The 23,745-nt window shown below is 60.9% G+C and carries 25 protein-coding genes; 13 read left to right on the top strand and 12 right to left on the bottom strand.

Annotation, left to right across the window (positions count from 1 at the left end; all coding sequences use genetic code 11):
• Nucleotides 1-219: 219 nt before the first annotated feature.
• Together PMA3_RS21995 and PMA3_RS21990 are read right to left on the bottom strand one after the other, a co-directional pair.
• A complete protein-coding gene (locus PMA3_RS21995) occupies nucleotides 220-615 on the bottom strand; it encodes a YbaN family protein (RefSeq protein WP_064679162.1) in 396 nt (131 codons plus the stop codon).
• A 10-nt stretch (nucleotides 616-625) separates the two neighbouring features.
• A complete protein-coding gene (locus PMA3_RS21990; protein ID WP_030130067.1) occupies nucleotides 626-1,213 on the bottom strand; it encodes a UPF0149 family protein in 588 nt (195 codons plus the stop codon).
• A 419-nt stretch (nucleotides 1,214-1,632) separates the two neighbouring features.
• On the opposite strand from PMA3_RS21990, the gene recQ reads away from it, so the two are divergent.
• The 4 genes from recQ (at nucleotide 1,633) to PMA3_RS21970 (ending at nucleotide 6,595) form a co-directional block, all read left to right on the top strand.
• The gene (gene recQ, locus PMA3_RS21985; protein WP_064679161.1) at nucleotides 1,633-3,759 is read left to right on the top strand and encodes a DNA helicase RecQ; all 2,127 of its coding nucleotides are present in this window, start codon (nucleotides 1,633-1,635) and stop codon (nucleotides 3,757-3,759) included.
• A 118-nt stretch (nucleotides 3,760-3,877) separates the two neighbouring features.
• On the top strand, nucleotides 3,878-4,312 hold the full coding sequence (locus PMA3_RS21980) for a MarR family transcriptional regulator (protein ID WP_064679160.1): 435 nt from the start codon (nucleotides 3,878-3,880) through the stop codon (nucleotides 4,310-4,312).
• 129 nt (nucleotides 4,313-4,441) lie between these two features.
• On the top strand, nucleotides 4,442-6,241 hold the full coding sequence (locus PMA3_RS21975) for a motility hub landmark protein FimV (RefSeq protein ID WP_064679159.1): 1,800 nt from the start codon (nucleotides 4,442-4,444) through the stop codon (nucleotides 6,239-6,241).
• Nucleotides 6,242-6,307: 66 nt separating this feature from the next.
• Nucleotides 6,308-6,595 (top strand): Rdx family protein, encoded by a 288-nt coding sequence (locus PMA3_RS21970; protein ID WP_064679158.1) that lies wholly within the window; start codon nucleotides 6,308-6,310, stop codon nucleotides 6,593-6,595.
• Here the strand turns inward: PMA3_RS21970 and PMA3_RS21965 are convergent.
• Both PMA3_RS21965 and PMA3_RS21960 read right to left on the bottom strand, forming a co-directional pair.
• On the bottom strand, nucleotides 6,589-7,482 hold the full coding sequence (locus PMA3_RS21965) for a DMT family transporter (protein ID WP_064679157.1): 894 nt from the start codon (nucleotides 7,480-7,482) through the stop codon (nucleotides 6,589-6,591). The two genes, PMA3_RS21970 and PMA3_RS21965, sit on opposite strands and share 7 nt — an antisense overlap.
• A 112-nt stretch (nucleotides 7,483-7,594) precedes the next feature.
• Nucleotides 7,595-8,359: a helix-turn-helix transcriptional regulator gene (locus tag PMA3_RS21960; protein WP_064679156.1), complete on the bottom strand. Its 765-nt coding sequence runs from the start codon at nucleotides 8,357-8,359 to the stop codon at nucleotides 7,595-7,597.
• Nucleotides 8,360-8,494: 135 nt separating this feature from the next.
• Between PMA3_RS21960 and PMA3_RS21955 the strand changes: the two genes are divergently transcribed.
• Nucleotides 8,495-9,310, top strand: a complete 816-nt coding sequence (locus PMA3_RS21955; RefSeq protein WP_064679155.1) for a UDP-2,3-diacylglucosamine diphosphatase — start codon at nucleotides 8,495-8,497, stop codon at nucleotides 9,308-9,310.
• 157 nt (nucleotides 9,311-9,467) lie between these two features.
• Here the strand turns inward: PMA3_RS21955 and PMA3_RS21950 are convergent, their stop codons facing one another.
• Nucleotides 9,468-10,058: an HD domain-containing protein gene (locus tag PMA3_RS21950; protein ID WP_064679154.1), complete on the bottom strand. Its 591-nt coding sequence runs from the start codon at nucleotides 10,056-10,058 to the stop codon at nucleotides 9,468-9,470.
• Between the two features lie 27 nt (nucleotides 10,059-10,085).
• The gene (locus tag PMA3_RS21945) at nucleotides 10,086-10,397 is read right to left on the bottom strand and encodes an Mpo1-like protein (RefSeq protein WP_064679153.1); all 312 of its coding nucleotides are present in this window, start codon (nucleotides 10,395-10,397) and stop codon (nucleotides 10,086-10,088) included.
• Nucleotides 10,398-10,561: 164 nt separating this feature from the next.
• On the opposite strand from PMA3_RS21945, the gene PMA3_RS21940 reads away from it, so the two are divergent.
• On the top strand, nucleotides 10,562-11,623 hold the full coding sequence (locus PMA3_RS21940; protein WP_082930394.1) for an AraC family transcriptional regulator: 1,062 nt from the start codon (nucleotides 10,562-10,564) through the stop codon (nucleotides 11,621-11,623).
• On the opposite strand, the gene PMA3_RS21935 is transcribed toward PMA3_RS21940, so the two are convergent.
• The gene (locus tag PMA3_RS21935) at nucleotides 11,580-13,034 is read right to left on the bottom strand and encodes a TrkH family potassium uptake protein (RefSeq protein WP_064679151.1); all 1,455 of its coding nucleotides are present in this window, start codon (nucleotides 13,032-13,034) and stop codon (nucleotides 11,580-11,582) included. The genes PMA3_RS21940 and PMA3_RS21935 overlap by 44 nt on opposite strands.
• A 121-nt stretch (nucleotides 13,035-13,155) precedes the next feature.
• On the opposite strand from PMA3_RS21935, the gene PMA3_RS21930 reads away from it, so the two are divergent.
• Nucleotides 13,156-13,722 (top strand): NAD(P)H nitroreductase, encoded by a 567-nt coding sequence (locus tag PMA3_RS21930; RefSeq protein ID WP_064679150.1) that lies wholly within the window; start codon nucleotides 13,156-13,158, stop codon nucleotides 13,720-13,722.
• Between the two features lie 124 nt (nucleotides 13,723-13,846).
• On the opposite strand, the gene PMA3_RS21925 is transcribed toward PMA3_RS21930, so the two are convergent.
• The 5 genes from PMA3_RS21925 to PMA3_RS21905 form a co-directional block, all read right to left on the bottom strand.
• Nucleotides 13,847-15,187: a sensor histidine kinase gene (locus PMA3_RS21925; RefSeq protein ID WP_064679149.1), complete on the bottom strand. Its 1,341-nt coding sequence runs from the start codon at nucleotides 15,185-15,187 to the stop codon at nucleotides 13,847-13,849.
• Nucleotides 15,188-15,374: 187 nt separating this feature from the next.
• On the bottom strand, nucleotides 15,375-15,821 hold the full coding sequence (locus PMA3_RS21920; RefSeq protein WP_064679148.1) for a Spy/CpxP family protein refolding chaperone: 447 nt from the start codon (nucleotides 15,819-15,821) through the stop codon (nucleotides 15,375-15,377).
• 248 nt (nucleotides 15,822-16,069) lie between these two features.
• Nucleotides 16,070-16,747: a response regulator transcription factor gene (locus tag PMA3_RS21915; RefSeq protein WP_064679147.1), complete on the bottom strand. Its 678-nt coding sequence runs from the start codon at nucleotides 16,745-16,747 to the stop codon at nucleotides 16,070-16,072.
• 283 nt (nucleotides 16,748-17,030) lie between these two features.
• Complete coding sequence (locus PMA3_RS21910; RefSeq protein ID WP_008156126.1) at nucleotides 17,031-17,330, bottom strand: YciI family protein; 300 nt, start codon at nucleotides 17,328-17,330, stop codon at nucleotides 17,031-17,033.
• A 1-nt stretch (nucleotide 17,331) separates the two neighbouring features.
• Complete coding sequence (locus PMA3_RS21905) at nucleotides 17,332-17,928, bottom strand: septation protein A (RefSeq protein ID WP_064679146.1); 597 nt, start codon at nucleotides 17,926-17,928, stop codon at nucleotides 17,332-17,334.
• An 87-nt stretch (nucleotides 17,929-18,015) separates the two neighbouring features.
• Between PMA3_RS21905 and PMA3_RS21900 the strand changes: the two genes are divergently transcribed.
• The 6 genes from PMA3_RS21900 to rluB all read left to right on the top strand — a co-directional run bounded on the left by PMA3_RS21900 (nucleotide 18,016) and on the right by rluB (nucleotide 23,143).
• The gene (locus PMA3_RS21900) at nucleotides 18,016-18,879 is read left to right on the top strand and encodes a PHP domain-containing protein (RefSeq protein WP_064679145.1); all 864 of its coding nucleotides are present in this window, start codon (nucleotides 18,016-18,018) and stop codon (nucleotides 18,877-18,879) included.
• Between the two features lie 13 nt (nucleotides 18,880-18,892).
• Nucleotides 18,893-19,522 carry an L-threonylcarbamoyladenylate synthase gene (locus tag PMA3_RS21895; protein WP_064680778.1) on the top strand — a complete coding sequence of 210 codons (630 nt, stop codon included), beginning with the start codon at nucleotides 18,893-18,895 and terminating at the stop codon, nucleotides 19,520-19,522.
• A 60-nt stretch (nucleotides 19,523-19,582) separates the two neighbouring features.
• Entirely contained in the window at nucleotides 19,583-20,341 is a 759-nt protein-coding gene (locus PMA3_RS21890; RefSeq protein ID WP_191626226.1) for a segregation and condensation protein A, read from the top strand.
• Between the two features lie 11 nt (nucleotides 20,342-20,352).
• On the top strand, nucleotides 20,353-21,357 hold the full coding sequence (gene scpB, locus PMA3_RS21885) for an SMC-Scp complex subunit ScpB (protein ID WP_064679143.1): 1,005 nt from the start codon (nucleotides 20,353-20,355) through the stop codon (nucleotides 21,355-21,357).
• A 140-nt stretch (nucleotides 21,358-21,497) separates the two neighbouring features.
• A complete protein-coding gene (locus PMA3_RS21880; RefSeq protein ID WP_064679142.1) occupies nucleotides 21,498-21,689 on the top strand; it encodes a DUF1289 domain-containing protein in 192 nt (63 codons plus the stop codon).
• A gap of 155 nt (nucleotides 21,690-21,844) precedes the next feature.
• Entirely contained in the window at nucleotides 21,845-23,143 is a 1,299-nt protein-coding gene (gene rluB / locus PMA3_RS21875; protein ID WP_064679141.1) for a 23S rRNA pseudouridine(2605) synthase RluB, read from the top strand.
• The last annotated feature ends 602 nt before the right edge of the window (nucleotides 23,144-23,745 follow it).

The following is a 23,745-nucleotide window of genomic DNA, read 5'->3' as shown; positions in this document are numbered from 1 at the left end:
TGGCCGGAAATTTTTTTAGTTCAGAGGCCATCGGAGGGATTCAACGCTTATCATAATGTGTTTGCCTACTGTCATAAATGACAGGTACGACGGGCGGCATCTTCAGTTGATGTATAGAATATTCTCGGCGTGTTTGACGTTATCTACCCCCCCCCATTCCCGACACGAGATAAGCCCGTGCCAAAGGCGATGGGGGTCGACTGCGAGCACTGGAATGTTTCAGGGTTTGTGCAAGGTTTTCTGCCGGAGGATATAAACGGTCACCAGCACCGCACTGGTCAGCATGAACGCGCGAGCCCAAGGCAGGGGCACCAGGTAGCAGGAGAGCAGGATGCTCGCCCACATCAATCCGATGGCATAGACCTTGCCCTTGAGCGGGATGCCATTGCCGTCGAGGTAGTTGCGAATCCAGGGCCCAAGCCGCGGGTGCTCCACCAGCCAATGGTAAAAACGCGGGGAACTGCGGGCGAAGCAGGCTGCCGCCAGCAGCAGGAAGGGCGTGGTGGGTAACACCGGCAGGAAAATTCCGATCACCCCCAGCGCCACGCTCAGCCAGCCGATGGCCAGCAGTACGTAGCGCAACATCAGGGAGCGGTTGCCTATGGGGTTGTCCATAGGCAAAACCTTAGTGGTGACGAGGCTTGAGGATCGCCGGTTTTTCGTCTGGCGCCTGGCACAGCAGGTACAGCGCGGTCAGGGCTTCCGGGATCTGCACGATCATGTCGTCCATCAGGTTGGCGTCTTTGGCGATGTCTTCGAACTCAGGCTGTTCGTCGAACAGACCCGAACCGACCATGATCGGCAGCAGCATTTCGCTGACTTCGTCTTCGGCGGTTTCGAACCAGGCCGCTTCGCGCAGGAACACGCCTTCCATGAAACCGATGCACCAGCCGCGCAGGTCGGAATCATCCGGCTCTTCGCCCAGGTCCAGGTCGCAGGGCAGCTCGAACTCTTCATCGGACGCCAGTTGGCGAGCGATATGAGCCTTGAGGGCCAGCAGGGTGGATTCGATCGCTTCACGCTCGGTGTCGTCGGCGTAATGCGGCTCTTCGGCGAAGAGCGCGTCGATCCATTCACGGTCCGGAACGCTTTCGGAGCAAATCGACAGCGCGGTGAGGTAGCCGTGGGCGGCCACGTAGTCCAGCGCCTCGTCATGCAGTTCGTCGGCGTCGAGGAAGACTTGCAAACGGGTTAGTTGCTCAGCGAAGGACATTAAAGGGCTACCTTGGGGAATTAAACAGATGCGGGAATTCTAGGCCTTCTTGAGCGCTTGGGCCAGCCGCGCGGCATATTTGAAGCCTCAGAACACCGCATTCCCTGTGGGAGCGAGCTTGCTCGCGATGGCGGCGTTACATTCAACATCAATATTGACTGGCCCACCGCTATCGTCGGAACGCCGCCCGGAGCAGGCTCGCTCCCACAGGTTTTGCATGGCATTGGCATTCGTATGTCTTCTCAGCGGTGCCCTTCGCCGGACTGTGCTCGGGTATACTCGCGCGTTTTGTGATGCCCTGCTGGCGCCACGGCTGAGATGTGAAGCGTCATGCAATGTGCACTTACTATTCGTCAGTGCAGCCTGCGTGGTTCTGAACCAGTCTTGCAGGGATGTTTTTGGTGATTTCTGGAGTTTTTATGCTCGAACAGGCTCAACGCGTCCTCAAGGACATCTTCGGCTACGACAGTTTCCGTGGCCGCCAGGGTGCAATCATTGAGCGCGTGGCCAGCGGCGGCGACGCCCTGGTGCTGATGCCTACCGGTGGCGGCAAGTCCCTGTGCTTCCAGGTGCCGGCACTGCTGCGCGAAGGTCTGGCGGTGGTGGTCTCGCCGCTGATCGCGCTGATGGACGATCAGGTCGCGACCCTCGAAGAACTGGGTGTTGCCGCGGCGGCACTGAATTCCACGCTGAGCGCCGAGCAGCAACGGGACCTGGCCGCCCGGATCAAGCGCGGTGAAGTGAAGATGCTGTATCTCGCGCCCGAGCGCCTGGTTCAGCCGCGCATGCTGGCGTTCCTGCAAAGCCTTGAAATCGCCCTGTTCGCCATTGATGAAGCGCATTGCGTCTCCCAATGGGGCCACGACTTCCGCCGTGAATACCTGCAACTGGGCCAGCTGGCGGAGCTGTTTCCCCATGTACCGCGCATTGCCCTGACCGCTACCGCCGACAAGCGCACCCGGGAAGAAATCGTCGATCGCCTGCATCTGCAGGACGCCGAGCGTTTCCTCTCGAGCTTCGATCGCCCGAACATTTTCTACCGCATCGTGCCCAAGGAGCAGCCGCGCAAGCAATTGCTGGCGTTCCTGGCCGAACGGCGCAGCGATGCGGGCATCGTCTATTGCCTGTCGCGCAAGAAAGTCGATGAGGTTGCGGTGTTTCTCAGCGAACAAGGGTTCCCGGCGCTGCCCTATCACGCCGGCCTGGCCAACGAGACCCGGGCCCACCACCAGAAACGCTTCCTCAACGAGGAAGGCCTGATCATGGTCGCCACCGTGGCATTCGGCATGGGCATCGATAAACCCAACGTGCGCTTCGTCGCTCACCTCGATTTGCCCAAATCCCTTGAAGCTTATTACCAGGAAACCGGTCGCGGCGGCCGTGACGGCCTGCCAGCGGATGCCTGGATGGCCTACGGCCTGCAAGACGTGGTGATGCTCAAGCAGATGTTGCAGAACTCCGAGGGCGACGAACGCCACAAGCGTCTGGAGCAGCACAAGCTCGACGCCATGCTCTCGCTCTGCGAAGAAACCCGTTGCCGCCGCCAGACGCTGCTGGCTTATTTCGACGAAGACATGCCCGAACCCTGCGGCCATTGCGACAACTGCGTCGACGGCGTGCAGACCTGGGACGCCACCGAGCCGGCCCGCCAGGCGCTCTCGGCGATCTACCGCACCGGCCAGCGTTATGGCGTCGGGCATCTGGTGGACGTACTGCTGGGCAAGGACAACGAAAAGATCCGCAGCATCGGTCATCAGCACCTGTCGGTCTACGGTGTCGGCAAGGCAATGGCCGAAGGCGAGTGGCGCTCCCTGTTCCGTCAGCTGGTTGCCCGCGGCCTGGCCGATATCGACCTCGAAGGGTACGGCGGCTTGCGCCTCAGTGACAGTTGCCGGCCATTGCTCAAGGGCGAAGTGGCCCTGGAACTGCGCCGCGACCTCAAGCCGCAAACCACAGCCAAAAGCAGCAAGAGCCAGGCGAGCCAGCTGGTTCGCGGCGAAGAGCGCGAACAGTGGGAAGCCTTGCGCGCCCTGCGTCGCAAACTCGCCGAAGAGCATGGTGTGCCGCCGTACGTCATCTTCCCCGACTCGACGCTGCTGGAGATGCTGCGCAGCCAGCCGACCTCGCTGGCGGAAATGGCCACGGTAAGCGGCGTCGGTGCACGCAAACTGGAACGTTATGGCCAGGCCTTCCTCGAAGTGCTTGGCGGTCGGGCCGAGGCGCCGACCGTGGTGGCCGACGTACGCCATGAGCTGATCACCCTGGCGCGGGCCGGCATGACGCCGCTGCAGATCGCCGGTCAACTGCAATGCTCGGAAAAGAACGTCTACGCCATGCTCGCCGAAGCGATCGGCAAGCAGCAGTTGTCGCTGGAGCAGGCGCTGGATCTGCCCGAAGACCTGATGGGCGAAGTCCAGGACGCGTTCCTTGACGGCGAGGGTGAATTGCCACCCGTATCGGAGATTGCCGCGCTGTTCGCCGGGCGAGTGCCGGAAGGTGTTTTGTACTGTGTTCGTGCCGCTCTGCAGTCGGAATTTGAAATCTGAATGATCTGGTACACAGATGTAACGATTCAGTACATGGCGACCCTTGCCTATAGCCAAGGGGCATGCTTAGCTGACTAATAATTAGTATTTCTCTATTTCAGCTGATCATGAGTGTTTTATGCCGTTTACCGATCAACACCGCTTTGGCATGCAACTGGCCCAGATGTCGCGGGGCTGGCGTGCCGAACTGGACCGCCGCCTGGCTGGCCTCGGATTGTCCCAGGCACGCTGGCTGGTGCTACTGCACCTGGCGCGTTTCGACGATGCACCTACCCAGCGCGAACTGGCACAAAGCGTCGGCGTAGAAGGGCCGACCCTGGCCCGGTTGCTCGACAGCCTGGAAAGCCAGGGGCTGGTGCAACGTCAATCGGTACTGGAAGACCGTCGGGCGAAAAAAATCGTTCTTTGTGCCCCGGCTCGTCCCCTGATCGAACAAATTGAAACCATTGCCACCCAGTTGCGTCACGAACTGTTCGATGGCGTCGATGAAGCGGATCTGAAAATATGCATGCGGGTCCACGGACACATACTGGCCAACCTGGAAAAATCTTGAGGCATAACCGCGTACCGGTCCTTTGAGATACCCCGTTGGGCAGACTATAAAGAACTAGTCGGCAATATCGTGTTCGTACCGGATGTGCGAACACGTACAAGGTTGGTTGCGGTTATCCAAGGGATGCTCATGCTCGAGAGTTTGCACGTGGTATTGCGGTGTTGCGCCAGGCTGCTGCTGGTCGGTGGTGCTGTTTCCTGGTCGGCATCGGCGCCCGCGCTGGGCTTGGGGGAAATCACCCTGCATTCGGCGCTGAATCAGCCGCTTCGGGCCGACATCGCCCTGATGGACGCCGCGGACCTTGCGGAGGGCGAGTTGTCGGTCAGCCTGGCCACGGCGGAAGAATTCAGCCGCGCCGGCGTCGATCGGGTGTTCTTCCTCAACGATCTGAAGTTCACGCCGATCCTGCGGGGCGACCGCAGGCTGATCCGGGTCAGCTCCAACAAGCCGGTCAATGAACCTTTTCTCAATTTCCTGGTGCAGATCAATCAGCCCAACGGACGCGTGCTGCGCGAATACACGGTATTGATCGACCCGCCGGGCTCGCCGGGGATTGTGCCGGTGGCTGACGAACCGGATGCCAGCACCCAATCGTCCGCATTCCCGAGCGTCCAGCCGGCTGCTGCAGCGCCACCTGCGGTAAAGAGCAAAAAGCCGCCCACCCCGCCCGTCGATCAATCTGCTGCCGCGCCTGTCAATGATGCTGTTGCCGAGCAACTGGCCGTCAGCGTCCTGAAGAACCAGGCGCTGCAAACCATGATCGATGAGCTGAATGTAAAATTGCAGGCTCAAAACGAACACATTGCCGGCCAGAAGAAACAGGTCACCGAGTTGCAGACGCAATTGGCGCAAGTCAAACAGGCTTCGGCTTCGGTGGAACCTGTCGCGCCAGACGTCGCGGCTTCAGCGCCGGTTGTGGATGAAAAGATCGAAACGACCCACTGGCCGCTGATCTTCGGAGTGCTGTTGCTGGTGGCCCTGGCGTGGCTCGGACTGTTCGTCCGCCGTCAGCGACAGCCGGTCCAGGAAGTACCTGAATCGTTACCTGTCTTACCGTTACGGCATGAGCCGGTGCTGAATCGGGAAGCGCAGCCGCCTGCTCCGGCATCCGGCCAGGGCGAAGAGTCGTCGGCGGGCGACGTGCTCGAAGGGGTCGGCATCTATCTGGCCTATGGCCGTTTTTCCGAAGCGGCCGGTTTGTTGAGGGAGGCGTTGATCAAGGAGCCAAACCGTACCGATCTGGCCGTGCAGCTACTGGAAGTCCTGGGCAAACAGGGTGACGTATCCGCCTATGAAGCGCAGGAAACCAGCCTGCGTGACGCTGGATTCGACCTGCAGAAGCTTCAGGAGATGCGTGACCGGTATCCCAAGCTGGACACTGTCGCTGCCTTGGCCATCGCTCCCTCCATCACGCCGCCCGCGGTTGCGCAGCCCCAGGCAGCCGCCGCCAGCGATGAGTTCCAGTTGAACCTGGATGACCTGTCGATGGATTCGAACTGGGACTTGATCAGCCCCTTCGACCCTTCACCGCCCGCTGCCGAATTTCCGAATCGGACGTCACGCACCGACGAGCCTGAATTCGCCTCGAATCTGCACGTCTTGCCCGATGTCTTCGAAATGCCTGACGAGCCGACGCTGGATGAACCCGCGTTCGAGTGGGTGGCCGAACCTGATGCACAGCCTCTGGATGACGACTTTCTCAACGAATTCGCTGATGTCGACGGGTCGTTGGAGCTTGAACCGCTGGAGATTGAAACGATGGATCTTGAGCCGTCCGAACCGAGCAATGCAGGCAAACTGGAACAGGCCCAGACCTGCATCGATGACGGCGACCTGGACAGCGCCATCGAACTGCTCAACGAACTGCTCAAGGACGGAGACGAGCCACTCAGACAAACCGCCCGGAATTTGTTGGCCGGCATCCGCTGAAGATCAAAAGATCTGTAGGAGCCGGCTATGATAGCGACGCCCTCTGGCTCAGGAATCCTGCCCATCATGACCGCGCACAAACCGGAAATCGTCATCACTTACTGCACGCAATGCCAATGGCTGTTGCGTGCCGCCTGGCTGGCCCAGGAACTGCTCAGTACCTTTGGCGACGACTTGGGCAAAGTGTCCCTGGTGCCCGGCACCGGCGGGGTCTTTCACATTTTTTGTGACGAGGTGCAGATCTGGGAGCGCAAGACCGACGGTGGTTTTCCCGAGGCCAAGGTGCTCAAGCAGCGGGTCCGCGACCGGATCGATCCGGACCGCGACCTGGGGCACAACGACCGGTCTCAGTGAGACGGGGCTTGTACCGCAACGGTCTTTTTGCTTGAACCGCCCGAGAGCCGGCTGGATACCACAATGGCGACGATGATCAAGGCACCGCCGATCAACATACGCAACGTCGGATTTTCATCGAACAGCAGCCAGGCCATGGTGATCCCGTAAACCGGCTCCAGGGCGAACACCACCGCCGCGGTTCGCGCCTTGATCACTGCCAGGCTGGCGACGAACAGGCTGTGCGCGACGCCGGTGCAGAACACCCCGAGCAGACCGATCCACAGCCAGTCGAGGGCGCGCACTTCACTCAACTGCGGTGCCGCCGCCGGCAACAGGCACAGCGCGACCACCACGTTCTGACACAGCGCCGCCTGCACCGGCGGAATGCGCCCGGAGCTGGCGCGGTTGGTCAACGACAGCAGGGCGAACAGCAAGCCGGAAGCCACTGCCCACAGCAGGCCGGTGGTGGCGCCACTTGCCAGATCGAAGTCCGGCGTGACCAGCACCAGCCCGATACTCACCAGCACGACCAGCAGGATTTCGTTGGCGCGAATCCGCTCGCGGAAGATCAGCCCTTCGAGGATCACGGTAAACGCCGGGAAACTGGCAAAGCCCAGGGTGGCGATCGCTACGCCGGCGACCTTCACCGCAATGAAAAAACTGACCCAATGCGCGGCCAGCAGCAAGCCGCTGAGCAACAACCGGCGCCAGTCCACGGCCTCGAGCTTCTGCCAGCGCGAAGTGCTGGCGAACCGCGCAAAAAACGCCAACGCCAGCACGGCAAACGCGGCACGCCCGAAAACGATGACGGCGGGGGAGGCGGCGGCGAGTTTGCCGAACACGCCGGTCAGGCCAAACATCAGTGCGCCGATATGCAGGGCGCCAAGGGCGGTACGGGGAGTCATTGCAATCCTTGATGAATGTATTGAACCCGGCGGACGACTTCATCAACGCTGAGCGCCGCCTGTGGCAGTTCCTGCATTGAACCCTGTGAGGGCCGCTGTGTCTGTCGGCAAACTATCGTTGTTTGTCGCCAGCCTCGCGCCGCAACTTACCAGGCGAGGCGCCAAATTCGCGCAATACCGCGGCAGCGAAGGCACTCTGCGAGCTGTAGCCGACCCGACTGGCAATCTCGCCGATGGGCAACGCCGAATCCCGCAGCATGCCTACGGCCATGTGCAGTCGTCGGCTACGGATATAGTCCATCGGGGTCTGCCCGCATTCGGCAACGAACCGCGCATGCAACCGGGCACTGGACAATCCGGCAATACGTGCCAGGTCGGCGACTTGCAGCGGGTAGGCAGCATACTGATCAATATGAGCATTGAGCGCCGCATAGGGCAGGCGCCGACCACCCACGACCTGCGGTTGGGCATTGTTGAGGCTGGCCAGCAACAGCACGGCACCCTGTTGCGCGATCACTGGATCATTGACCTGACTGGCCGCCAGCCAGTTCACCAGTTGGCTTTGCCCGGCATCCAGCGGCAAGCGCCCGGCGTTGTCGAGCAAACGCCGGCTGGCTTGCGCATGATCGCCCAGTGACTGCACGACCCACTCATCGCCGGGCACATCCAGCACCAGGCAACGGCTGCCATTGGCGCTGCCACAGGCATGATGAAAACCGGACGGCACCACCACGAAACTCTGTTGAACCACCTGGCTGCCATGCCCGTCGACCTCGAAATCCAGCGCGCCCGACAGCCCGAACACCAATTGCGCGTGGTCGTGGCTGTGGACGATCAGCTCGTGGCTGTACTGGCGTAGCGTGAGGATCGGTCTCATCGCAGGTCTCCCTATTTAGGCTGCCAGTCTACACCGGGGGCATAGGCGTTAGCTGTCACGGGACTGACTTGCCATTGTCATGGGCAATTAATCCGGCCGGCGCAAGCTTGCCCAAACAATCGCAGAGGGTTGCCCATGACCAGCGCCGAGTTCGCCAAACCCAGTCGCAAGCAACGTGTGCGGACCTTGTGGATTTCCGATGTGCATCTGGGTACCCGGGATTGCCAGGCCGAACATCTGTCGCAGTTTCTCAAGGGCTACCATGCGGACAAGGTCTACCTGGTCGGCGACATCATCGACGGCTGGAAACTGCGTGGCGGCATGTATTGGCCCCAGGCGCACACCAATGTGATTCGCCGGTTGTTGACCATGAGCAAGCGCGGCACCGAGGTGATCTACGTCACCGGCAACCATGACGAGTTCCTGCGCCGTTACTCGAAGCTGATTCTGGGCAACATCCAGTTGGTGGACGAAGCCGTACACGTCACCGCCGATGGCCGCCATCTGCTGGTGATCCATGGCGACCAGTTCGACGTGATCACCCGGTACCATCGCTGGCTGGCCTTTCTCGGCGACTCCGCCTACGAATTCACCCTGACCCTCAACCGCTGGCTCAATCATTGGCGCGCCCGTTATGGCTATGGCTACTGGTCGTTGTCGGCGTATCTCAAGCACAAGGTGAAGACAGCGGTCAGTTTCATCAGCGATTTTGAAGAGGCCATTGCCCACGAATGCGTCAAGCGCGGACTGCATGGCGTGGTGTGCGGGCACATTCACCATGCCGAGATTCGCAAGGTGGGCGAGGTGGATTACCTCAATTGCGGGGATTGGGTGGAGTCGTGCACGGCGTTGATCGAGCATTGGGACGGCTCGATCGAGTTGTATCGGTTGGCGGATGCCCAGACGCGGGAGGCGCAGTTGAAGGCGGTGGAAGTCGCAGAGCCGGCCTGAAAGTCAGGGTGTTCGGGCTGGCCCCATCGCGGGCAAGTCGAATCGTCGCACCGCCGCTCCCACAGTGAGCGAGGTGAACACAGAATTTGTGAACGCCAGAAAACCCTGTGGGAGCGAGCTTGCTCGCGATGGGGCCAGCCCGAACACTCCAGATTTATCAGGCTGGCGCATGCTCCGCCATCGCCGCCTTGTAAATCGAATTCTTCGGCTGCGCAAACAACCGCTCCATCATCGGCTCGAAGAAGCTCAACGGCAGCGTGTCATACGCCGGGTCAAACGCCGCCGCATCATATTTGGCGCAGAATTCGATCGTCGCCTGATACTGCGGATGGCCGCTGAACTGCTCGCGTAAATGCCGATCCATGCCCAGGTGATGAAAGAAATAATAACCCTGGAAAATCCCGTGCTTTTCCACCATCCACAAATTCTCGGCGCTGACGAACGGCTTGAGGATCGCCGCGCCGATGTCCGGATGGTTGTAGGAACCCAGGGTGTCACCGATGTCGTGAAGCAGGGCGCAGACCACGTATTCATCGTCGCGACCATCGCGCCAGGCGCGGGTGGCGGTTTGCAGGGAGTGGGTCAGGCGATCCACCGGGAAGCCGCCGAAATCACCCTCGAGCAATTTCAGGTGCGCCAAGATCCGCGTCGGCAGTTGTCGGGCGTAGGCGCTGAAGTCTGCGGCGATGATCGCCCAGTCTTCCTGCGTGCCGTCCTTCATGTGGGTGAAACGGGCGTTGGCATTCATCGGTTGTCCTCTTATAACGGATTGCCCCTAGAACGGCACGCGACCCAGGATCATATCCCGGTACATGACGAAATCGCCGAGCAGGCTGTAAAGCGGATGCTGAAAGGTCGCAGGACGGTTTTTTTCGAAAAAGAAATGCCCGACCCAGGCGAAGCTGTAACCCGCCAGCGGCAAGGCCAGCAACATCAGCCAGGCGCCTTTGCCGATCGTCAGGCCCAGAATGAAGATCACCAGCGTCGTGCCGATAAAGTGCAGTCGTCGGCAGGTACTGTTGCTGTGTTCGCTGAGGTAATACGGGTAAAACTCAGCGAAACTATTGAAACGTCTGATGTTTTCCACGCCTGCGATCTCTGTGGTTATTGTTCTGACTGCAAGTTGTGCTGCGGGTAGCTTATTTAAGTCTAGAGTGAACAGTGGCATCAGCCACTGACAATGGGCGCCACTTTAGTATCCTTCGGAAAACCGGCCGCCGTAGCCTGCGGCTCATCATTTAAGAAAACGCCATGAGCGAACGAACGACATCTGCAAGCTGGGCAATGGGGATTGTCAAGGCACTGGAAATGGACGGCCTGGATTGCCGGATGCTGTTCAAGCAGCTGGGGCTCGACTATGCGGCGCTGGATGATCCGGACGCGCGCTTTCCGCAGGATTCCATGACGCGGCTGTGGCAGCGTGCGGTCGAGCTGTCCGGCAACCCGGCGATTGGCCTGAACATGGGCAAGGTGGTGCGGCCGGCCTCCTTCCATGTGGCGGGCTATGCCCTGATGTCCAGCCAGACCCTGGCCGAGGGTTTTCGGCGGCTGGTGCGTTATCAGCGGATCATCGCCGAAAGTGCCGACCTGAGCTTCCGCTTGCTGGATGAAGGTTACGCGCTGATTCTGACGGTCCATGGCGACCATCTGCCGCCCACCCGGCAGAGCGCCGAAGCTTCATTGGCCTGTGCCCTGGCGTTGTGTGGCTGGTTGACCGGGCGAATCCTGCAGCCGCGCAAGGTGCTGTTTCAGGGCGATGAACCCATCGACCTCGCACCCTATAGACAAGCCTTCCACGCGCCGATGGAGTTCAGCGCGCCGTATGACGCCCTGATCTTCGAGCGCGCCGATATGGAGGCGCCGCTGCCGACGGCCAACGAAGCGATGGCGCTGCTGCATGACCGGTTTGCCGGCGAATACCTGGCGCGCTTTTCTGAAAGCCGGGTGACCCACAAGGCGCGGCAGGTGTTGTGCCGGTTGCTGCCCCAGGGCGAACCCAAGCGCGATACCGTGGCGCAGACGCTGCACCTGTCGCAACGAACCTTGCAGCGCCGCCTGCAGGAAGAGGGCACGAGCTTTCAGACGCTGCTGGACGACACCCGGCGCGAACTGGCGGAGCAGTACCTGACGCAGCCGAACATGACCCTGCTGGAGATTGCCTACCTGTTGGGGTTCGCCGATCCGAGCAACTTTTTCCGCGCTTTTCGACGCTGGTTCGATGCCACTCCCGGCGAGTACCGGATGCGGCTGATGGAAACGCCGAACCCGGTCAATGACGCCAGAACGCCGGTATACACAGGACAAATACCGTAATGATTTCCAGTCGGCCCAGCAACATGCCGACCGAGAGAATCCATTTGGCGGCGTCCGGCAGGGACGCGAAGTTACCTGCCGGGCCGATGGTCTCGCCCAGCCCCGGACCGACGCCGGACACCGTGGCGGCCGCGCCGGTGAGGGCGGTCATCCAGTCCACGCCGAGCAGCGACAACAGCAGCGCGATCACACAGATGGTGATGGCGAAGAAGAACGAAAAGGTCAGAATGGAACGCACGATCTCTTCGTCGAGACGGTGACCGTTGTACTTCTGCTTGATCACCGCGCGCGGGTGAATCAATTGGTTAAGGTTGGCCTTGAGCAGGATATAGGCGACCTGGAAGCGGAAAATCTTGATCCCGCCAGCGGTCGACCCCGAGCAGCCGCCGACAAAGCCCAAATAGAAGAACAGCATCAGCGAGAAATTTCCCCACAGGCTGTAGTCCCCAAGCGCGAAGCCTGTCGTGGTTATTACCGAGGTCACGTTCAGCGCCACATGCCGCAGCGCCTCGAGCCAATGCAGCTGTGTGGTCCACCAGTACCAGGTGCCGAGCACCAGCCAGGTTACCAGCAACATGCCGAGCAAGCCTTGCACCTGCTGATCCTTGATCAGGGCCTGGCGATTACCGCGCAAGGTCGCCACGTACAGGGTGAACGGCAGGCTGCCGAGAATCATGATGACGATGGCTACCCAGTGCACCGCCGGTTGCGTCCATTTGGCCAGGGACTGGTCGGAGGTGGAGAATCCGCCGGTGGAAATCGCCGACATCGCGTGGTTGATCGCATCGAAGGGGCTCATCCCGGCCCACCAGAACGCCAGGCTGCCGAAAATGGTGATGCCGACGTAGGCCGCGACGATCAGGCGCGCCACCATGTGCGAGCGGGGCATGACCTTCTCGGAACGGTCTGACGATTCGGTCTGGAACAGGCGCATGCCGCCGATGCGCAGCAATGGCAGAATCGCTACCGCCATGCCGATAAACCCGATGCCGCCGATCCAGTGCAGCAACGAGCGCCACATCAGGATGCCGGGGGACATGTCATCCAGGCGGTTGAGTACCGTCGCCCCGGTGGCGGTAATGCCGGACATGCTTTCGAAGAACGAGTCGGTGTAGCTGATATGTTGAGTCAGCAGAAACGGCAGCGCGGCGAAAATGCACACCACCAGCCAGCTGCTGACGGTCAGCAGGTACATGTCCCGCGGACGCAGGTGCACATGTTCCGGGCGCCCGGGGATGACCAGGGCCAGACCGGCGACAAAGGTGATCATGCTCGCCCAGAGGAACGACGGCAGGTCGCCGGTGCGCTCGAAGATCAGCAGCGTGGCCATGGGCACGACCATGGCAACGGCCAGCGTGATCAGGAAGATGCCGATGATGAAACCAATGGTCCGTAAGGTCGGCAACGCCATGAAGTCCGCTCGGGCTGAAATAGGGAAGGGCGCCATTCTACCTGCGACGCAGGGCATGTAAACCGGCAGGGTCTGCGCACTTGCAGCTAGAATAGCCAATCATTTTTACAGGAGGTGGCCGATGCAGGCTCTCGACGCGTTGCTCAACCGTGTTTCCGTTCCACGACTGCTTGAACCGGCACCCACCCCGGAGCAGCGCGAAGTGCTGTTTGCCGCCGCGATGCGGGCACCGGACCATGGCCACCTGCAGCCTTGGCGCTTTCTGACCGTCGAAGGCGCGGCGCGCGAGCAGATGGGCGAATTGCTGGCCGAAGCGGCGAGGCTGCAGGACAGCGAAGTGTCCGAAGCTGCACTGGACAAGGCGCGCAACGGTCCGCTGCGTGCGCCATTGGTGGTCGTGGTGATCGCTCGTTTGCAGGACCACGTCAAATATCCAAAGTCCGAACAGCTGCTGGCGGCGGGTTGCGCAGCGCACGGGATTTTATTGGCGGCCTATGCGCAAGGGATCGGCGCGGTATGGCGCACCGGTGAGCTGGCTTATTCGCCGCATGTGGCCAAGGGGTTGGGACTGGCGGAAGGGGAAGAGGTGATTGCGTTTCTTTACCTTGGTACGCCGCAGAAAGAGCCGCGGGTGGCGGAGAAGGTTGATCTGGCCGAGTTTGTCAGCGCCTGGCCGGGCAAGTCCTGACCACACTGATCAACTGTGGGAGCGGGCTTGCTCGCGAAGGCGGTGTGTCAATTAACACATGCTTAGCCTGACACACCGCCTTCGCGAGCAAGTCGAATCGTCGCACCGCCGCTCCCACAGGGGTTCAGGGTTGGACCACAGCCCCCGGCACCAACGGCAATTCGAGGCTGGCGATAAACCCACCCTGCGGATGATTGGCCAGCACCAGGCTCCCGCCATGCCGCTCCGCCGCACGACGGGCAATCGCCAACCCCAGGCCATGCCCCGCCGCCGTCTGTCCCGGTGCCCGATAGAACGGCTCCCCCAACTGGCTCAAATGCTCGGCGTCCACACCGGGGCCATGGTCGCGCACACTGACGACAATGCGCTCGCCCTGGCGTGAGGCCTGCATTTCTATCGATTGCCCTACGGGGTTAAAGCGCTGCGCGTTGCGCAGCAGGTTGTCCACCGCGCGTTCGATCATGGTCGGCCAGCCTTTGAGGTTCAGTTGCGGCTCGGCCTGAAGGCGTACGTTCTGCTCCGGCGAACCGAGCTGCGCATCTTTTTGCAGGGTGTTGAGCAAGGCATTCAGGTCCACCTCTTCGGCACTGGCGTTGTCGGCATCGACCCGGGCCAACACCAGGATTTCGCTGATCAGCGCTTCCAGCCGGTCGCACTCACGGGTCAGGCGTGGCCAGAGTTTTTCCCGTTCCTCGGGGTTGGCTCTTTCGGCCAGTGCCAGCGCAATGCGCAGTCGGGCGAGGGGCGAGCGCAGTTCGTGGGATACATCGCGCAACAGTTGCCGCTGACTGCCGATCAGACTTTGCAGGCGGGCACCCATGCGGTTGAAATCATTCGCGAGCACACCGAACTCATCGCGTCGGTTGGCCAGTTTTACCAGGCTGTTCTGCTGATAGGTGGTTTGCCCCAGATCATGCACGGCACCGCGCAAGCGGCTCAGCGGTCGGGTGATCGAAAAGGTCACCAGCAGACTGAACAAGGTCAGCACCACCAGCGCGATACCTAATGCACTCAACGGCCAAAGCAGGCTTTCACGGTGCCAGGCATCCAGTTCCGGGTGCGGGATTCGATAGATCAGCAGGTAGGTTTCACCGGTTTTTGCGCTGGTGTATTCATCGGTCAGGCGACGCCATGGCAGGCGGCGATCGTCGTTGTTCTGCCGCGCTTCAAACGCGGCGGCGCGGCGGGGGAAGGTGCCGCGCACCACCGGATCGCCGCTCTCGTTGAGCACCTGAACGTCGATGTGGTACTGGCGCTTGCGCTGCTGCAGAAGATCCTGGGCTGCATCTTCTCCCTGGGCTTCGTAGGTTTGCGTCCACTGTTCGGCCAGGGTGTTGAGGCCTGGATGGCGGCTGAGAATCCACGCGTCCTGGTTGAGCATGTGCCCGAGCAGAATCGATAAACCCGCAACCAGAGCGATGGCCAGCCAGAAACTGGCCAGGATACGCCAGAACAATGAGCGCACGGATAATCCTCGAACAAACACAAAACCAATGTAGGAGCGAGCTTGCTCGCGATGGACGTCAACGATAACGAGCGGCATCAGGCAGCACGTTTCGTCTGTTCGTTTTTCGCGAGCAAGCTCGCTCCTACATTGGATTGAGTGGGAATCGACCCAACGGTGTTCAGCCGTTGGGTCCGGGGTTAGCGCATTATTGCGCTTTTTGCGGTTGTTGCGCCTTCCAGGCCTTGAATTCGGCCCATTCCGCGCGGCGCTCGGCCTTTTTCTTCTGGATCTCGTCGAATTGCTTCTGTTGATCCGGTTTCAGCAGGGCACGCACGTCGGCTTCGGCTTTCTTGTGGTTGGCGGCCATTTCGTCTTTCATGGCTTTCTGGTCGGCTGGCGACAGTTTTTCCAGGTACTTGTCGACCACTTGCTTACGCTCGTGCATCTGCTCGCCCATGATCTTGCGGATCTGTTCGCGCTGTTCGCGACTCAGGTCCAGCTGGCTGTACGGGCCTTTGCCGTGCATGCCGTGCATCTGACCGCCGTGGTGCGAGCCGTCCATCGGACCCATCGGGCCGGCGCCTTCAGGCATGGCCATGGCAACGGTTGGCAGAGCGGCAGCGAACATCAGAGCGATAAGAGTCTTGCGCATGGTGAATCTCCTTGTCTCGTTCCCGGTACGTTCCGGATGAGTGCAGATTACGCATATCAAGGTCAGCGGCGGTCAGCGAAGCGTAAAGCTTGGGTAAAGACGATTTTGTACCGTCCTGACAAAAGCCCCTCCGGCAGACGCCGGCTTGCCGGCGAACCAGGCGACGCGGTCTGTAGGAGCCAGGCTTGCCGGCGAAGCAGACGACGCGATGTATGAGATACACCGCCGTCGCCCTGTAGGGGCGGGGTTCAGAGACTGTAGTAATAACCACGGCTGCGCAGGGCAACGATGCGCGGCCGGCCATCGGGGTGCGGGCCGATTTTTTTGCGCAGATTGCTGATGTGCATGTCCAGGCTGCGGTCGTACAGGGTCAGTTTGCGGCCGAGTGCAATCTGCGCCAGATCCTGTTTGTCCAGCGGTTCACCGGGTTGCTTGAGCAGCGCTTCAAGCAGGCGGCTTTCGGAAACCGTGAGGGTGAATTCCTGTTCATCGATGCTGACCACGCCGCGCACCGGGCTGAAACACAGGTCGCCCAGTTCCAGCTGGCTGGACACCGCTGTCGGATGACTGCGGCGCAATACGGCACGCAAGCGCGCTGTCAGTTCCCGTGGATCGCAAGGTTTGGCCAGGTAATCGTCGGCGCCGAGTTCCAGGCCGAGGATACGATCCAGGGGCTCGCCCCGGGCCGAGAGCATCAACACCGGCAAATCCGGATGATCGCTGCGCAGTTGCTTGAGCAGTTCCAGGCCGCTGCCGTCCGGCAGCATCACGTCCAGTACCACCGCCGCCGGCGAAGTTTCAGCCAGCGCGCGACGTGCGCTGCGGCCATCGTGGCAGGCGCGGACGTGGAAGCCTTCCTGGCTCAGCCAACTGCTCAAGAGCTCACACAGCTCCTGATCATCATCAATTAATAACAACTCGCTCATGAATCACTCAATTTAGCCATTGCCGACGTTCTGCTTGCACCACTGGCGAAGATACCGCAGAGCAGGGCCAACCGCACCGATGACGAACCATTGTTGCCGGTCAGTCAATGGACGCGGCAGCGCACTGGGGGGTGGCTGACATGACCGGCATCAGACACAACGGCCCTTTGCGTATCGCGACGCCTGGTTCCAATACGGGTACTGGGCAGGTTGTCGGCCGGTGAAAGAGAATAATGAGCGTTGAGAGCGCGACGAACCGGGAAGGTTCATCGCGAAGGGGATATTACGGGAGGACTTGCTTGAACGGTTTGACCGACACGTTGGCGTAGACGCCTGCGGCGATATACGGATCGGCGTCGGCCCAGGCCTGGGCGGCGCTCAGGGAATCGAATTCGGCGACGATCAGGCTGCCGGTGAAACCCGCGGCCCCCGGATCATTGCTGTCGACCGCCGGGTGCGGCCCGGCCAGTACGATGCGACCTTCGCCTTTGAGCACTTGCAGGCGCTCAAGGTGGGCAGGCCGTGCGGCCAGGCGGGCTTCCAGGGAGTTGGCGACGTCTGTGGCAATGATTGCGTAAAGCATGTCAGTCCTCGGTTTTTGGCGTTGTGGTATCGGCGTCGTGCAGATGGCGGGACAGGTAGATGCCCTGTGCGACCAGGAACAGCAAGGTCATGCCCAGGCTGCCGAAGACCTTGAAGTCGACCCAGTAGCTCTGGAAGGTGAACGCGACAAACAGGTTGGCGGCGCCACAAAACAGGAAAAACCCGATCCAGGCGATGTTCAGTCGGGTCCAGACCGGCTCCGGCAGGGTCAGTGCGTGGCCCATGATGCGCTTGATCAACAATTGATCACCGACGAAATGGCTGCCGATGAACGCCAGGGCAAACAGCCAGTTGACCACCGGGGCTTTCCATTTCAGGAAGGTTTCGCTGTGGAACGCCAGGGTCAGGCTGCCGAAGACCAGGCAGGCGATGAGGGTCAGCCACTGGCTCTTTTCCAGCTTGCGCTGCTTGATATAGAGCGCGCCGTAGACCACCAGGGAGCTGACGATCAGCATCGCGGTGGCGCTGTAGATACCGCCGACGGTCAGTTGATGACCGGCGATATCGACCACCCGGGGCTCGATTTTGAACACGATGAAGAACAGCAGAAGCGGGATGAAATCGATGAATTGTTTCACAGTGGCAGCCAGAAGCAGGATGTGGCGGCATAATAACAAACATATGGGCGCGCGATAGCGCCAGCTGATTTGAGGTAACACATCCCCGTGAATGTTGATTTGCACTGCCACAGCACGGCCTCCGATGGCGCCTTGGCGCCTGCGGTCCTGGTTGCGCGTGCGTTCGAAAAAGGCGTGCGAGTCCTGGCCTTGACCGATCACGACACCCTCGAGGGCCTTGATGAGGCCCGCAGCGCGGCGTCCGCGCTGGGCATGCAACTGGTCAATGGCGTCGAATTATCCTGCACCTGGGGCGGCGCGACCATCCACGTGCTGGGCTACGGATTCGATGTGAATGCAGTACCGTTGGTCGAGGCGATTGCCAGATTGCACGATGGCCGCTGGCTACGGTCCGAAGAAATAAGCCGCAAGCTGGCGTTGAAAGGCATGCCGGGAGCGCTGGACGGTGCCCGGGCCATTCAGCAGGAACTGGGCGACAGCGGCAACGCGCCGGCCCGTCCGCATTTCGCCGACTGGATGGTGCGCGAGGGTTACGTCAAGGATCGCGCCGAGGCGTTCCGCAAATGGCTGGGTGCCGGCAAGCTGGGGGACGTCAAGCAACACTGGCCGACCCTGGAAGACACCGTCGAAACCCTGCGCGCGGCGAAAGCCTGGGTCAGCCTGGCGCATCCCTGGCATTACGATTTCACTCGCAGCAAACGTCGCCGGCTGATTGCCGACTATATTCAAGCAGGGGGCCACGCGATCGAAGTGGTCAATGGCCATCAGCCCGCCGAGCAAGTGGGCAGCCTGGCGATTCTAGCCCGGGAGTTCGGTCTGCTGGTCAGCGCCGGCAGTGATTTTCATGGCCCTGGAGGCTGGTCCGAGATCGGTGAATATCGCCCGCTCCCGGAGGATCTGCCGCCATTGTGGTGTCGATTCAAACATGAGCCAATTATTGCCGCCGTCTGAACAGGTAGAGAATGTGAGTCAATTTTTCCAGATTCATCCGGAAAACCCGCAAGCGCGCCTGATCAAACAGGCTGTCGAGATCATCCGCAAAGGCGGGGTGGTGATTTATCCCACAGACTCTTCCTACGCCATTGGTTGCCAGATCGGTGACAAGAACGCCGTGGAGCGCGTGCGCCGCTTGCGTCAACTGGACGAGAAGCACAACTTCGCGCTGATCTGCAGCGACCTGTCGCAGTTGGGGCTGTTCGCCAAGATCGACACGGGCACTTTCCGGCTGCTCAAGGCGCATCTGCCGGGGCCTTACACCTTCATCCTCAACGCCACCCGCGAAGTCCCGCGCCTGTTGTTGCACCCGAAAAAACGCACCATTGGCCTGCGCGTGCCGGCCCATCCGATTGCCCTGGCACTGCTGGAAGAGCTCGGCGAACCGTTGATGAGCGTGACCCTGATCATGCCCGGCGACACCGACCCGATGAGCGATCCTTACGAAATGCGCCAGTTGCTCGAGCATCAGGTCGACCTGATCATCGACGGCGGTTTCGGCGGGATCAAGGCGTCCACCGTGATCAACCTCGCCGATGGCGAGCCGGAAGTGATCCGCGTCGGTTGTGGCGACCCCGCGCCCTTCATGGCCGAAGCCTAGATGTCCGCGGTAGAACCCGTCGACGATCAGGCCGGAGCCCAGCAAGAGCTGCCCTTCGCGATGGTCTATGGCCAGGCGGTCATGGAGATGCCGCTGGATTTGTATATCCCGCCGGACGCGCTCGAGGTGTTTCTCGAAGCCTTCGAAGGCCCCCTCGACCTGTTGCTGTACCTGATCCGCAAACAGAACATCAACATCCTCGACATCCCGGTGGCGGAAATCACCCGTCAGTACATGGGGTATGTCGAATTGATGCAGTCGGTGCGCCTGGAGCTGGCCGCGGAATACCTGGTGATGGCCGCGATGCTGGCCGAAATCAAGTCGCGGATGTTGCTGCCCCGTGCCGAAACCATCGAAGCCGAAGAAGACGACCCCCGCGCCGAACTGATCCGGCGCTTGCAGCAGTACGAACGCTTCAAGGCGGCCGCTGAAGGCATCGATGGCTTGAGTCGCGTCGGCCGAGACGTGGTGGTGCCCAAGCTGGATGCCCCGGAGGCCCGTGCGCGCAAGCTGTTGCCGGATGTGAGTCTGGAAGAATTGCTGATGTCCATGGCCGAGGTCCTGCGCCGGGGCGACATGTTCGAAAGCCACCAGGTCAGTCGCGAGGCATTGTCCACCCGCGAACGCATGAGCGATGTGCTGGAACGGCTCAAGGGCGGCGGTTTCGTGCCCTTCGTCGAGCTGTTTACCGCTGAGGAAGGACGCCTCGGGGTGGTGGTGACTTTTATGGCGATCCTCGAACTGGTCAAGGAATCCCTGGTCGAGCTGGTGCAGAATGAGCCGTTCGCGGCGATCCACGTCCGGGCCCGAGCCGAATAACGAGTTGAATCATGAACCTGAGTGAACCCCGCGAGCTCGCGCCACTGCTTGAGGCCTTTTTGTTGGCCTCGGGAAAACCGCAATCGCTTGAACGCCTGTTCGAACTCTTCGAAGAGGCCGAACGACCGGAGCCGCCTGTCTTCAAGAAAGCGCTGACGATTCTGGCCAAGTCCTGCGACGGCCGCGCCTTCGAGTTGAAGGAAGTGGCTTCCGGGTATCGCCTGCAGATCCGCGAAAAGTTCTCGCCATGGGTGGGGCGTCTGTGGGAAGAGCGTCCGCAACGCTATTCCCGCGCCATGCTCGAAACCATGGCCCTGATCGCCTATCGCCAACCGATTACCCGGGGCGAAATCGAAGACGTACGGGGTGTGGCGGTCAACACTCACATCGTCAAGACCCTGCTGGAACGCGAGTGGATTCGCATCGTCGGCTACCGCGACGTGCCCGGCAAACCGGCGATGTTCGCCACCACCAAAGTCTTTCTCGATCACTTCAACCTGAAGAACCTCGACGATCTGCCACCGCTTGCCGAGCTGCGCGAACTGGAACCTGATCCGGTGCTGGATTTCGACGACGCCCCGGTGCCTGCCGGGTTGCAGGAATTGGCCGACGCCAGTGCCGAGCCGGAAGAGCCGAAGGAAGAAACCAGTTTCCATACGTTGTTGCAGGAGCTGGACACGATGGAGGAGGGGCTCAAGACCGATTTCGACGACATCCTGCGCGATGGTGCGGTGACTGATTCCGTAGAGGTGGAGGAACAGCCTGAGATCGAAGCTGAACTTCAGGTCGAGGCCGAGACCACAGTTGAAGAAGAGCGGGAAGAAACGCGGCAAGAAGTGCAGGAAGAAGAGCGGGAAGATGATGTGCTTGGCGTCGCCGAAGCTCGCGAAAAACTCCTGGCCGCTGTTGCCGCGCTCGAACAAGCGAATCCCGAGCCCGAATTGACCGACGAAGAGGCTGAAGCCAAAGCCCTCGCCGAAGCTATCGAAGCCGAACGCCGAGAATTCGAAGACTGACCCACACTCTGCTGACACTCCAAATCCCCTGTAGGAGCGAGCTTGCTCGCGATGGTGTGTCAGTCAAATCAACGTTAACTGACACACCATCGCGAGCAAGCTCGCTCCTACAGGGGGTCATGTGTTGTTTGGAGTTATCGATGAGCTCAACCAAAGACCCCTGCATCAGCGTCTGCAAATTCACCGACGACATCTGCATCGGCTGCGGCCGCAGCAAGCGCGAGATCAAGGCCTGGAAGAAACTCGACAAGGTCGACAAGCGCACGGTGCTGGCTGAGGCGGCGTTGCGGTTGATCAAGCTCGGTGCCACCGGCCGGCGGAAAAGCAAATAACCTGGCCTTCATCGACTAGTCTCTGATGCGCGAATGCTTCCATGAGCGTATGATTCGCGACCCTCCGGCGATCCCTTCGCCCGAGTGCCCAGCTTTCACGCTTCAGGCCCCTCACTTCAGGGCTGCCTGAACAGACCACACCGGGAGGTGCCCAGATGAGTATCAAAGACCAGAAAGACGACCAGGAAATCGGCCCAGCAGGCGAAAAACTGCAGAAAGTCCTCGCCCGTATCGGCGTCGGCTCGCGCCGTGACGTAGAAGCCTGGATCAGCCACGGCCGCATCAAGGTCAATGGCAAAGACGCCACCCTCGGCCTGCGCGTCGACATGCACGACGCCATCACCATCGATGGCAAGGTGATCAAGCGCGAAGAAGCCGCCGAGTCGGTACGCCGCGTGATCATGTACAACAAGCCCGACGGCGAAATCTGCACCCGCCTCGACCCGGAAGGCCGTCCAACCGTTTTCGACAAGATGCCGCGCCCGAAAGAAGGTCGCTGGATCAACATCGGCCGCCTGGACATCAACACCACCGGTTTGCTGATGTTCACCACCGACGGTGAACTGGCCAACCGCCTGATGCACCCGTCCTACGAAATGGACCGTGAATACGCAGTTCGTGTGCGTGGCGAAGTCGATGACGAAATGATCGAGCGCCTGAAGGCGGGCGTCGTCCTCGAAGATGGCCCGGCCAAGTTCACCGACATCAAGCAAGCCCCGGGTGGCGAAGGTTTCAACCACTGGTACCACTGCGTGGTCATGGAAGGTCGCAACCGCGAAGTCCGTCGTCTGTGGGAATCCCAGGGCCTGGTGGTCAGCCGTCTGAAGCGCGTGCGTTTCGGTCCGGTGTTCCTCAACTCCGACCTGCCGATGGGTCGCTGGCGCGAAATGAGCCAGTACGAAGTCGACATTCTGAGTGCTGAAGTGGGCCTGACGCCGGTGGCCATGCCGCAGATGAACGCCAAGAGCAAAGACAAGCTCGATCGCATGCAGCGTAAATCGTCGCGTCCGATGGGCAAGACCGAGCGCGTGCGTTCGTTGCGTCCAGCCATCGGTAACCAGACCGCTGCTACGCCGCGTGACTCCCGTGAACCGCAAATCGAAGGCGAGCGTCCAGCCCGCAAGCCAGCAGCACCTCGTGCTGACGGCGAGCGCGGTCCACGCACGCCACGTCCGGCCAACGGTCGCACCGAGCGCGGTGAAGGCCGTGGTGCGCCAAGCGGTGGTCGCAGTGATCGCGGCGCCCCGGCAGGTCGTGGTGAACCTCGTGGTGATGCGAGTCGCGGTACGCCAGTGGCGGACCGTCCGTCCGACACCAAGCGTCCGGCCAAGCCGGCACCGAAGAAGCGCCCGGGGATCGTCCTGGTCGACAAGGACGCGCCATCGGGCAAACGCCGCGGTGCGCCAGCCGGTTCCGGCCAGCGTCCGGGTTTCGGTCGTCGCAAGCCTGAGTAAGCGGTAAACGCTTCATCAAAAACGCCAACCTTCGGGTTGGCGTTTTTTTTTCTCTGGCGTTAGTGATGTGGTGAATGTCAGGGCCTCTTCGCGAGCAAGCCCGCTCCCACAGGGTGAGCGGGTGTACGCAAGGTCCGCATGCACCCCCGGACACTGTGGGAGCGGGCTTGGTCCGGGCGGCGTTCCGACGAAGACGCCAGTGGCAACTCCACCAGACTCGGACTGGAAAACCAGCGTTACGTCCTGTAACGAAAATCTTACGAAATCTACTGCTCAGTCCTGTGGAATCGGGATTGTCCAGACACTGTAAGGAAATGCTTCCATCCACTTGCCATGTCGAACCCTTCCCAGCCCTCTGGCCCGCTTGTTTCAAAGCCTCATCAAGGATCAGATGCGCCTCATGCCTGTCGTGCAGGTGCATAACAAGAAGGAGGCGCAATGTACGCCGTGACTCGATTCCATCTCTTCCCTCGGGGCGATTTTTCTGGCGCCTCCGTCGATGACCCGCAAAGGTCTGACTCTTTTTTTGCAGCCGCCCGAGACACTCGGGGCGGACACAGGCAATCCCGGCAAACGACACGTTGATCCAACGGTGTCTGGCA

The sequence above is a fragment of the Pseudomonas silesiensis genome (assembly GCF_001661075.1).
In the GTDB taxonomy this organism is placed as follows: domain Bacteria; phylum Pseudomonadota; class Gammaproteobacteria; order Pseudomonadales; family Pseudomonadaceae; genus Aquipseudomonas; species Aquipseudomonas silesiensis.
Note: the sequence above shows the minus strand (reverse complement) of the source record. Positions and strands in the feature narration are given on the sequence as shown.